An 11,003-nucleotide genomic window follows, 5' to 3' on the forward strand; every position below is an offset into this window, starting at 1 on the left:
GGGTCTCGAGGGGAGGGCTGCGCCCGCTGCTCGATCAGCAGGAGGGCGCCGCTCAGGCCTCGACCCAGGTCCAGGTGCCGGCCGGGCCGTCGACCGAGACCTCGCCGCCGGTGCGCGTCACGGTGAAGACCGTCTCCTCCCCCGTGTCGTGCGCGACGACCCGGACCGGCGTCGCTCCGTCCGGTCCCGGGAACACCCTCAGCTCGAGCCCGTCGAGGTAGTCGTACTCGGCCGAGTCCTGGCGGGCCCCTACCGGGATCACCGCGCCCTCGCGCACGTACAGCGGCAGCGAGTCGAAGCCGTGGACCTCACGGCGCCACTCCCCCGTCGAGACGGTCCGCTCGCCCGTCCACCAGCTCGTCCACGTCCCGCGCGGGAGGTAGAACTCGACCGTGCCGTCCTCGGTGAACACCGGAGCGACGAGCAGGTCGTGCCCGAGCAGGTACTGCGTGTCGAGGTGGGCGGCGCTGCGGTCGTCCTCGAACTCGAGCGCCATCGGCCGCATGATCGGGACGCCGGTGCTCGCCGCCTCCGCCCCCGCCGCGAAGAGGTAGGGCATCAGCGAGAGCTTCAGCCGGGTGAAGAGCCGGGTGACCTCCACGGCCTCCTCGTCGAACGCCCACGGCACGCGCACCGAGGAGGATCCGTGCAGCCGCGAGTGCGAGGAGAGCAGGCCGAACGCGAGCCAGCGCTTGAACACTCCGGGATCGGGCGTGCCCTCGAAGCCGCCGATGTCGTGCGCCCAGAAGCCGAACCCGCCCAGCGCGAGCGAGAGGCCTCCGCGCAGGGTCTCGGCCATCGACACGTAGGAGGAGGTGTTGTCCCCGCCCCAGTGCACCGGCAGCGACTGCCCGCCGACCGTGGCGCTGCGGGCGAAGAGGACCGCGCGGCCCTCGCCGAGCTCCTGCTCGAGCACCTCGTGCACCGCGCGGTTGTAGAGCTGGGTGTACCAGTTGTGCATGGCCTCGGGGTCGGTCCCGTCGGCCCAGACGACGCCCTCCGACGGGATCCGCTCGCCGAAGTCGGTCTTGAAGGAGTCGACGCCCTGGCGCACGAGGACGCGGAGCTTCTCCTGGAACCAGGAGGTCGCCTCCGGATTCGTGAAGTCGATCAGCGCCATGCCGGCGACCCACATGTCCCACTGCCAGACGTCGCCGGACGCCGTTCTGAGCAGGTAGCCCTTCTCGCGCCCCTCGGCGAACAGCGGCGACGCCTGCGCGATGTACGGATTGATCCAGACGCAGGTGTGCAGCCCGCGCTCGTGCAGGCGGGCGAGGATCCCCTCCGGGTCCGGGAAGGTGCGCGGGTCCCACTCGAGGTCGGTCCACTGGAACTCGCGCATCCAGAAGCAGTCGAAGTGGAACGCCGACAGCGGCAGCTCCCGCTCCGCGAAGCCGTCGATGAAGGAGTTCACCGTCTCCTCGTCGTAGCTCGTGGTGAAGCTGGTCGTCAGCCAGAGCCCGTAGCTCCAGGCGGGCACGACGGAGGGGCGGCCCGCGAGACCGGTGTAGCGCCGCAGCACGTCCTTCTTCGTCGGGCCCTGGATCACCAGGTACTCCAGCGCCTCGCCGCCGACCGAGAACTGCACGCGCTCGACCGCCTCGGAGCCGATCTCGAACGACACGAGGCCGGGATCGTTCACGAGCACGCCGTAGCCGCGGCTGGAGAGGTAGAACGGGACGTTCTTGTAGGCCTGCTCCGAGGAGGTGCCGCCGTCGGCGTTCCACACATCCACGGTCTGGCCGTTCTTCACGAAGGGGCCGAAGCGCTCGCCGAGCCCGTAGACCAGCTCGCCGACGCCGAGGTCGAGCTGCTCGTGCAGGTAGGCGGCTCCGTCCGGTCCGGTCAGGTAGCCCTGCGCCTTGTGCCCGGAGCCGGTGAGGCGCGTGCCGGTCGAGGTGTCCCAGAACTCCAGCGACCACGGAGCGCCCTGCCTGATCCGGACCTCGAGGTCGCCGGTGCGCAGCACGCCGCCGGACTCCGTCACCTCCGCCGCTCCGACGTCGCCCCCGGCCAGCTCGAAGCCGGGCCGCACCGCCGTCCCGCGCCAGTGCTCGATCCGCACCCGCGCGACCCCCTCGGCCGGCGAGGACACCGTGACCGTGAGCGCCGGCCGGTTGAGGACGTCGCCGCGGCCCTGGATGACCCGGGTCGGGGCGATCACCTCGAGCGTGGTGCCGTCGGTGCGGATGTCGTACGCCTCCTGCGCGAACAGGGGCGTGAATCCGGCCCGCGTCTGCCAGAACCCGTCGGTGAACTTCATGGGGGTGCCTTTCGATGGCGCGCCGGCGGATCCCGCGAGGGAGGCGCCGACGGAGGGAGAGAGGGCTACTTGACCGCGCCGGCGGTGATGCCGCGGGTGAGGGTGCGCTGGAAGATCAGGAAGAAGATCAGCGTCGGGAGAAGGCCCAGGAGGGCGCTCGCGCTGGTCGTGGTGACGTCCATGATCTTGTCGCCCTGGAGGCTCGAGATCGCGATCGGGACGGTCTGCGTCGCGTCGCTCACCAGGAAGACCAGCGGGATGAGGAACTCGTTCCAGGTCCAGATGAAGAAGAAGATCATCAGCACCGAGAGGGTGGGCCGCGAGATCGGGACGATCACCCGGGTGAGGACCTGCCACTTCGAGGCGCCGTCGAGAGCCGCGGCCTCGAGGATCTCCTTCGGGAAGGTGCCGTAGACGCTCGAGAGCAGATAGGTGCCGAACGCCGACTGGATCACGGTGAAGATGACGATGACCGACAGCTGGGTGTCGTAGATCCCGACCGCTTTGAACATGTAGTACAGCGGGTACAGCAGGGCCTCCTGCGGGAGCATGTTCGCCAGCAGGAACAGGACGATGATCCAGCTCCGGCCGCGGACACGGCCGATGCCGATCGCGTAGGCGTTCAGCACCGAGAGGGCGACGGCGAGGATCGCGACCGACCCCGAGATGAGGATCGAGTTGCCGAGCTTCTCGGGGAAGTCGACGCGGCTCCAGAAGGTCGAGAGGCCGTCGAAGGAGAGGCCGGTCGGGAAGGCGAGCGGGCCGTTCGCCGAGTACTCCGCGGGGGTCTTGAAGGAGTTGAGCAGGATCAGCAGCACCGGGCTGATGATCACGAGCCCGATCACCACGGCGACGGCGAGGATCACCCAGTCGCCGAGGGTGCGCTTGGTCGTGCCCTTCGCGGGCTTGGCGGGACGGGAGGACGAGAGGTCCGCGTCCTGCGTGCCGGCCTGGGTGAGGGGCAGGGTCTCGATGGCCGACATCAGCGGGCTCCTTCGCTGCGCTCGACGCGCTCCTGGGCGCGGATGAACAGCACGGCGAGGATCACGATGACGATCGTGAGCGCGGTCGCGATGGTGGCGCCGTAGCCCACCTGCTGCTTCTGGAAGAACTCGGTGTACGAGTAGTAGGAGGGGACGATCGTGGAGTCGCCGGGGCCACCGCGGGTCAGGGCGTAGATCGGGCCGAAGACCTTCAGCGCGGCGATGGTGCAGGTCAGGGTGACCACGAAGATCTCGGGCCGGATGATCGAGACCGTGATCCAGCGGAAGCGCTGGAACCAGTTCGCGCCGTCGAGCTCCGCCGCCTCGTAGAGCTCGGGGTCCACGCGCTGCAGCGCCGCCATGAAGATGACGACCGGGTAGCCCAGCTGCACCCAGATCATCACGACCATGATCGAGAGCATCGCGGTGTCCGGCTTGCCGAGCCAGTCGTGCGAGAGGGAGCCGAGCCCGACGGCCTCGAGGATCGAGTTCAGCGCGCCGTTGTCGGGGCGGAGGATCCAGCCGATGACGATCGCGGCGATGACGGTCGGCAGGATCTGCGGGAGGTAGTAGGTGGCGCGGAGGAAGCTCGCCAGGCGCCCGCCGAACTTCTTGCCGACGAGATCGAAGAGGATCGCCGCGAGCAGGAGTCCGAGGATCGTGGGGACGATCACCATCGCGATGATCATGTAGACCGAGTTGAGGAACGAGGTCCAGAACTGGTCGTCGCCCATCAGCTCGATCCAGTTGTCGAGGCCGATGAAGATCGGCGGCTTGATGCCGCGCCAGGACGTGAAGCTGATGTAGACGTTCCAGATCAGCGGGATCAGCACGATGAACGTGAAGAGCACGAACCCGGGGATCAGGTAGAGCCAGTAGCCGCCGGAGCGCTTCTCGCGGGGCGGCGTCGTGGGAGGCGGCGCGCTCTCCGCGCGACGAGGTGCTGTCGTCGTCATGGGTACTCCTAGGTCGGACGGGGTCGTGGGTGTGCTGCCGCGGGATGCCGCTCCGGTACGGAGGCGACGGCGTGTCGCGTACCGGAGCGGCATCCAGCGGGGGGGGTGGAGGCTCGGCGGTGTTCGTGCGACCCCCTCGAGGGGTCGCCGTCACGTCCTCAGGTCTCCCGCGGCCGTTCCGCGCCTGCAGGCGCGGGGCCTGCCGCCGTGGCCGACATCACGTGACGCTTCCGCGTCACGTGATGTCGGCGACTCCGTCGTCGTACTTGGCCTGGAGGTCGGAGAGCATGGCGGACTCGTCGGAGGAGCCGTTGATGAGCTCCTGCGTGGCGGCGACCAGGTCGTCGTAGAAGGTCGCGGTGGGCCAGTCGGGGTAGAAGGAGAGCTGGTCGCCGTCGACGACCGTCTTCCACTGCGAGAGCAGCGCCTTGCTCTTCTCGTCGGTGATGGCGCTCTCGTCGACGACCAGCGGGATGCCTCCGTTGTTGCCGATGAGGTTCTGGATCTCGGGTCGCATCGTGATGTCGATCCACTTGTAGGCGAGGTCCTTGTTCTTCGCCGTCTCCGGGATCACCCAGTGGTTGCCGGCGGAGCCCATCGTGAACTCGGCGCCCGGGAAGAGGAACGTGTCCCACTCGAATCCGGTGATCTCGGTCTTGAAGCGGCCGAACCACCAGGAGCCCGAGAAGAAGATCGGGTACTCGCCCGAGATGAACGCCGTGCCCGCGTCCTCCGCCTTCAGCCCGGAGGCGTCGGCCGAGAAGTAGCCCTTGTCGACGTAGGTCTTCAGCTGGTCGGCCGCGTAGCTCCAGGCCGCGTCCTCGAAGTCGACCTCGCCCGTGTAGGTCTGGTAGTCGGTGATCCAGGAGCGGTCGGCCTTCAGCAGCGCGAGCTGGTAGAAGAGCTGCTGCAGCGGGTACTCGGCGCCGGCCTCGGCCAGCGGGGTGATCCCCTTGGCCACGAAGGCGTCGAGGACGGCCGTGAACTCCTCGTAGGTGGTGGGGACCTCGAGGCCGTTCGCGGCGAAGGCGTCCTTGTTGTAGTAGACGAAGGTGAACTCGCCGTAGTTGGGGATGCCGTACCAGGAGCCGGAGCCCATGATCCCGTTCTCGTCGTACTTCGCGGTGGTCTGCAGCGCGCCGGGGATCAGCGAGTCCCAGCCGTAGAACGCGACCGCCTCGTCGAGGTTGGTGAGCAGGCCCTGGCTCGAGAGGAGTCCGCTGGTCGCGTTGCCCTTGTTGTACTCGACGACGTCGGGTGCCGAGTTGGAGTTGAAGATCTGGCTGGCGCCGGTGCGCAGCTGCTCGAAGGCCTTGAACTCGTACGCGATCTCGGCCCCCGTCTCCTGGGTGAAGATGTCGCGGGCGGCGAGCCACGCGATGCCGCGGTCGCTGTCGGGCGTCTCGAAGTCCCAGAGGGTGAGGGTGCGGCCGGCGCCGTCGACCGTGGTCGAGAGCGCATCGGAGCCGGCGTCGGAGCCGCCACCGGAGCAGGCGGCCAGCGCGAACATCGCGCTGAGGCCGACTCCGCCGGCGAGGAGGTTGCGCCGGCTGAGACCGGCGGTCGGGCGGTGGAAGGCGGAGCGGGATCGGAGCGACATTGCGGTGGTTCTCCTTCGAACGGTGCGGTGGTGCTGCGGAGGTGGTGCAGGGAGCGCTCTCTCGCGGGGGCGTGCTGTCGAAGCGTTTCGACAGTGCGCAGAGCCGGAGCGGGCAGGAAGAGCATGGAGGACTAGAGGGAGGCCGGCGCGGGAGTGCCGGACGGGACCGCCGGCACCGGAGCGCCGGTCGGAGCGACCGCGAGGGATCCGCGGTCGACGTAGGAGGGCGGGAGCAGCTCGACGCCGACGGTGCGGCCGGAGTCGATCTGCTGGAGGGTCCGCGCGACGGCCGCTCGGCACATCGCGTCGAACGGGAGGGGAAGACTGCTGGTGGGGACAGGGAGGGCGCCGCCGTCGTAGCTGGCGCAGGCCGCCAGGATCGACAGGTCGCCGGGGACGGAGAGGCCGCGCTCGAGGACGCGCTCGATCGCCGCCTCCGCCACGGGCTCGTTGCAGTGCAGCACGAGCGCGGTGGGCGGGACGGGTGCGGCGAGGATCGCGTCGATCGCGGCCTGTGCGCTCGGGCGGCCGATGTGCGGGCGCTCGACCGCGATCTCGACTCCGAGCGCCGCAGCCTCGGCGCGGAACGCCTCGTCGAAGCGGCGGACGAAGCCGGCGTTGCGGTCGGTGTAGGACTGCGGGTGCTCGAGCAGGCCGAGCGAGCGGTGGCCCAGCTCGGCGAGCCGGCGGACGCTCTGGCGGGCGGCCTCGGCGAAGTCGAGGTCGACGCAGGCGAGATCGTGGGAGTCGGCGGGCACGCCGATGAAGGTGGCGGGGACCCCCGCCGCGCGGATCAGCTCGGCGCGGTCGTCGTCGTCGTCGACGCCCATCAGGACGATGCCGTCGACGAGCGAGGAGGAGGAGACGCGCCCGATGCCGCTGGAGGCCTCGTCGGTGACGAGCAGCAGGACGTCGTAGTCCGACTCCCGGGCGCGCTCGAGCACCTCGGTGACGAAGCGCATGTGGGTCGGCAGGTGCAGCTCGCCGCGCATCGGGGCGGAGAGGGCGAGGATGTGGGTCCGCGCCCCGGCGAGCATCCGGGCTCCCGCGTGGGGCCGGTAGCCGAGCTGGCGCACCGCGTCGTCGACGCGCTGCCGGGTGGAGGCGGCGATCGAGCGCTTGCCGGAGAGGGCGTAGGAGACGGTGCTGATCGAGACTCCGGCAGCGCGGGCCACGTCGTGGATGGTCGCCATGGCTCCTCCTGCCGGACGTCGTCGTCGGTCGCGGTCGGGCTTCGAAGCGCTTCGACCGGTCGTGCTGGAGCGACTGTACGCACAGTCGAAGCGCTTGCGCAAGCGATCCTCGCGACGACCTCCCCGGGCGCCGGCCCGCTCCGCGAGCGGTTCCGCGGCACGAACGGGCGGCACCCGCGATCGGCCGGAGGGCGACGCGCCGGGCCTTCCGCTCGTTGCGCCTCCCGACCCTCAGGGGATATGTTGGGCTCAACAACAATTCGGCGACGTCGCCGGAAAGGATTCGGATCCCATGTCCCTGACCCCCACCCGCGCCGACAAGTTCTCGTTCGGCCTCTGGACCATCGGCTACAACGGGACGGACCCGTTCGGCGGCCCGACCCGCGAGCCGCTCGACGTCGTCCACGCGGTCGAGAAGCTCGACGAGCTCGGCGCGTACGGCCTCACCTTCCACGACGACGACCTGTTCGCCTTCGGCTCCACCGACGCCGAGCGCCAGACCCAGATCGACCGCCTCAAGGGCGCGCTGGAGTCCACCGGCCTCATCGTGCCGATGGTCACCACCAACCTCTTCAGCGCCCCGGTCTTCAAGGACGGCGGCTTCACCTCGAACGACCGCGACGTCCGCCGCTTCGCGCTGCGCAAGGTCCTCCGCAACATCGACCTCGCCGCCGAGCTGGGCGCGAAGACCTTCGTCATGTGGGGCGGCCGCGAGGGCGCCGAGTACGACTCCGCCAAGGACATCCGCGCCGCGCTCGAGCGCTACCGCGAGGCCGTCAACCTGCTCGGCGACTACGTCACCGACAAGGGCTACGACATCCGCTTCGCCATCGAGCCCAAGCCGAACGAGCCCCGCGGCGACATCCTGCTGCCGACGCTCGGCCACGCGATCGCGTTCATCGACTCCCTCGAGCGCCCCGAGCTCGTCGGCGTGAACCCCGAGGTCGGCCACGAGCAGATGGCGGGCCTGAACTTCACCGCCGGCATCGCCCAGGCGCTGTACCACGGCAAGCTCTTCCACATCGACCTCAACGGCCAGCGCGGCATCAAGTACGACCAGGACCTGGTCTTCGGCCACGGCGACCTGCACAACGCGTTCTCGCTCGTCGACCTCCTCGAGAACGGCGGCCCCGGCGGCGTCCCGGCCTACGACGGCCCGCGCCACTTCGACTACAAGCCCTCGCGCACCGAGGACGAGACCGGAGTCTGGGACTCGGCCGCCGCGAACATGCGCACCTACCTGCTGCTCAAGGAGCGCGCCGCGGCCTTCCGCGCCGACCCCGAGGTGCAGGAGGCGCTGGCCGCCGCCAAGGTCGCCGAGCTCTCCACCCCGACGCTGAACGAGGGCGAGTCGTACGACGACCTGCTCGCGGACACCGCCTCGTACGAGTCGTTCGACGCCGACGCCTACCTCGGCGGCAAGGGCTTCGGCTTCGTGCGCCTGCAGCAGCTGGCCACCGAGCACCTGCTCGGCGCCCGCGGCTGACCCGCACCCCCTGAGCCCGCGGTCCGCCGCGGGACGACCTGAGACGGACGAGATCCCCTGCACCCGCACGGGGTCTCGTCCGTTCTCCTGCATCCGGCCCGGTTCCGCACCGGACGCCCGAACCCGCACCCCCCCAACGAAAGAGGACAGCGATGACGCTCGTCGCAGGGATCGACTCGTCGACCCAGAGCTGCAAGGTGGTCGTCCGCGACCTCGACACCGGCGCCGTGGTGCGCACCGGCCGGGCGAGCCACCCGGACGGCACCGAGGTCGATCCGGCCGCGTGGTGGGAGGCGCTGCAGCTCGCCCTCGCCGACGCCGGCGGGCTCGACGACGTCGCCGCGATCTCGGTCGGCGGCCAGCAGCACGGCATGGTCGTCCTCGACGAGAGCGGCGCCGTCATCCGCCCCGCTCTGCTCTGGAACGACACCCGCAGCGCGCCCGCCGCCGCCGCGCTCATCGAGGAGCTCGGAGCCGGGGCCTGGGCGGAGCGGACCGGATCGGTGCCGGTCGCCTCCTTCACCGCCACCAAGCTCCGCTGGCTGCGCGACGCCGAACCCGAGAACGCCGCCCGTGTCGCCGCCGTCGCGCTCCCCCACGACTGGCTGACCTGGCGCCTGCTCGGCTACGGCCCCGACTCCGCCCGCGGTCCGCAGCTCGACGCCCTCACGACCGACCGGTCCGACGCGTCCGGCACCTCGTACTGGGGAGCGGACGGCTACGACCTCGACCTGCTCGAGCGCGCCCTCGGCCACCGCCCGCTGCTCCCCCGCGTGCTCGGCCCCTCGGAGGAGGCGGGCCGCACCGAGAGCGGACTCGTCGTCGGCCCCGGCGCGGGCGACAACGCGGGCGCCGCGCTCGGCCTCGGCGCCGGCCCCGGCGACGTGGTCGTCAGCATCGGCACGAGCGGCACCGTCTTCGCCGTCACGGACGACCCGGTGCGCGACGCCTCCGGGACCGTCGCCGGCTTCGCCGACGCGAGCGGGCGCTTCCTGCCGCTGGTCGCGACGCTCAACGCCGCGCGCGTGCTGGCCTCGACCGCGACCCTGCTCGGCAGCGACTTCGACGAGTTCGCCGCACTGGCGCTCGAGGCGGAGCCGGGTGCCGACGGCCTCGTGCTGGTCCCCTACTTCGAGGGCGAGCGCACGCCGAACCTGCCGGACGCGACCGCGAGCCTGCACGGGATGACCATCGCCTCGACCACGCGACCGAACCTCGCCCGCGCGGCGATCGAGGGCATGCTCTGCGGACTGGCCGACGGCCTCGACGCCGTTCGCGCGCAGGGAGTGGAGGCGCGGCGCATCCTCCTCATCGGCGGAGCCGCGCAGAACCGCGCCGTGCAGCTCGCGGCCTCGCAGGTGTTCGACGTGCCCGTGCAGGTGCCGACGCCCGGCGAGTACGTGGCCGACGGTGCCGCCGTGCAGGCCGCCTGGGCGCTGACAGGATCGCGTCCGACGTGGACCGTCACCTCGGTGGCCGAGCCCGCGCCGGACCACCGCCCCGTGATCCGCGAGCAGTACGCGGCCGCCCGCGCCTGAGAATCCGGCCCCGGCCCTCTCCAGGGTCGGGGCCTCGCCGCAAGCCCCAGTGGACGGGGAGCGGAATCGCGCTACTCTCATTACTCAGCCAGCTGACTAATGGAGGAGCGACATGACCGCCACACGAACCCCCGACCGCGCCGACCGGATCCGCCAGGTCGTCGTCGCCGTGAGCGCGGTGCTCGCCCTCATCGGCTCGTTCATCGGCTCGGGCGCCGCGGGCGGCACGCAGATCCAGAACGCGGCCGGCGGCGCCCTGACCGCGTCCTCGACCCCCATCGCTCCCGACGGCCCCGCCTTCGCGATCTGGAGCGTCATCTACACCGGCCTCATCGCCTACGCGATCTGGCAGTTCCTGCCCTCGCAGACCGCCCGCACCCGCCACCGCCGGCTGGGCTACTGGGCCGCCGCCAGCCTCCTCCTGAACGCCGCGTGGATCCTGGTCGTCCAGGCCGGCTTCCTGACGCTCAGCGTCGTCGTGATCGCCCTGCTGCTCGCCGTGCTCGCGCGCATCTTCGTGATCCTGCGGACCACCCGGTCGGCCGGAGTGGTCGACGCGATCGTGACGGACGGCACCTTCGGGCTCTACCTCGGCTGGGTGTGCGTGGCCACGGCCGCGAACGTCACCGCCGGGCTCGTCGGCGCGGGAGTCGGCAGCGCGGACGGTCCGGGCGCCGCGGTCTGGGCGGTCGTCGTCCTCGCCGTCGCCGCGCTCGTCGGACTCCTGATCGCGGTCACCGGCCGCGGCCGCATCGCCCCGATGCTCTCGCTCGTCTGGGGACTCTCCTGGGTCGCCGTCGGCCGCTTCGCCGGCGAGCTCGTCTCGGTCCCCGCCGGGATCGCCGCGCTGGTCGCCGCCGCCGTGGTGCTGGTGGTCACCCTCCTGGTCCGCGCCACCGCGGGACGCCGGGTCAGCGCCGCCTGACCCTTGCGCGACGAAGGCCGAGAGGCCGGGACAGCCCTGGTCCGGGGCCGCCCGGCCTC

Annotated in this window: 8 protein-coding genes; 3 read left to right on the plus strand and 5 right to left on the minus strand. The window is 71.0% G+C overall.

Annotation, left to right across the window (positions count from 1 at the left end; all coding sequences use genetic code 11):
- Positions 1–52: 52 nt before the first annotated feature.
- From yicI to C5B92_RS14710, 5 genes are all read right to left on the minus strand, one after another.
- The gene (gene yicI, locus C5B92_RS14690) at positions 53–2,263 is read right to left on the minus strand and encodes an alpha-xylosidase (RefSeq protein ID WP_104256490.1); all 2,211 of its coding nucleotides are present in this window, start codon (positions 2,261–2,263) and stop codon (positions 53–55) included.
- 65 nt (positions 2,264–2,328) lie between these two features.
- Positions 2,329–3,246 carry a carbohydrate ABC transporter permease gene (locus C5B92_RS14695; protein WP_104256489.1) on the minus strand — a complete coding sequence of 306 codons (918 nt, stop codon included), beginning with the start codon at positions 3,244–3,246 and terminating at the stop codon, positions 2,329–2,331.
- Positions 3,246–4,202 (minus strand): carbohydrate ABC transporter permease, encoded by a 957-nt coding sequence (locus tag C5B92_RS14700; RefSeq protein WP_104224874.1) that lies wholly within the window; start codon positions 4,200–4,202, stop codon positions 3,246–3,248. The genes C5B92_RS14695 and C5B92_RS14700 overlap by 1 nt, the downstream gene beginning before the upstream one ends.
- Before the next feature lie 235 nt (positions 4,203–4,437).
- The gene (locus C5B92_RS14705; RefSeq protein WP_258060612.1) at positions 4,438–5,802 is read right to left on the minus strand and encodes an ABC transporter substrate-binding protein; all 1,365 of its coding nucleotides are present in this window, start codon (positions 5,800–5,802) and stop codon (positions 4,438–4,440) included.
- Positions 5,803–5,933: 131 nt separating this feature from the next.
- Positions 5,934–6,995, minus strand: a complete 1,062-nt coding sequence (locus tag C5B92_RS14710; RefSeq protein ID WP_104227356.1) for a LacI family DNA-binding transcriptional regulator — start codon at positions 6,993–6,995, stop codon at positions 5,934–5,936.
- Between the two features lie 292 nt (positions 6,996–7,287).
- Here C5B92_RS14710 and xylA point away from each other — a divergent pair, with 292 nt between their 5' ends.
- From xylA to C5B92_RS14725, 3 genes are all read left to right on the plus strand, one after another.
- Positions 7,288–8,481 carry a xylose isomerase gene (gene xylA, locus C5B92_RS14715; RefSeq protein WP_104224876.1) on the plus strand — a complete coding sequence of 398 codons (1,194 nt, stop codon included), beginning with the start codon at positions 7,288–7,290 and terminating at the stop codon, positions 8,479–8,481.
- 152 nt (positions 8,482–8,633) lie between these two features.
- On the plus strand, positions 8,634–10,019 hold the full coding sequence (gene xylB / locus C5B92_RS14720; RefSeq protein WP_104227358.1) for a xylulokinase: 1,386 nt from the start codon (positions 8,634–8,636) through the stop codon (positions 10,017–10,019).
- A gap of 112 nt (positions 10,020–10,131) precedes the next feature.
- On the plus strand, positions 10,132–10,944 hold the full coding sequence (locus C5B92_RS14725) for a tryptophan-rich sensory protein (protein ID WP_104224878.1): 813 nt from the start codon (positions 10,132–10,134) through the stop codon (positions 10,942–10,944).
- Positions 10,945–11,003 lie beyond the last annotated feature (59 nt).

The sequence above is a fragment of the Rathayibacter sp. AY1A4 genome (assembly GCF_002930955.1).
Classification (GTDB): Bacteria; Actinomycetota; Actinomycetes; order Actinomycetales; family Microbacteriaceae; genus Rathayibacter.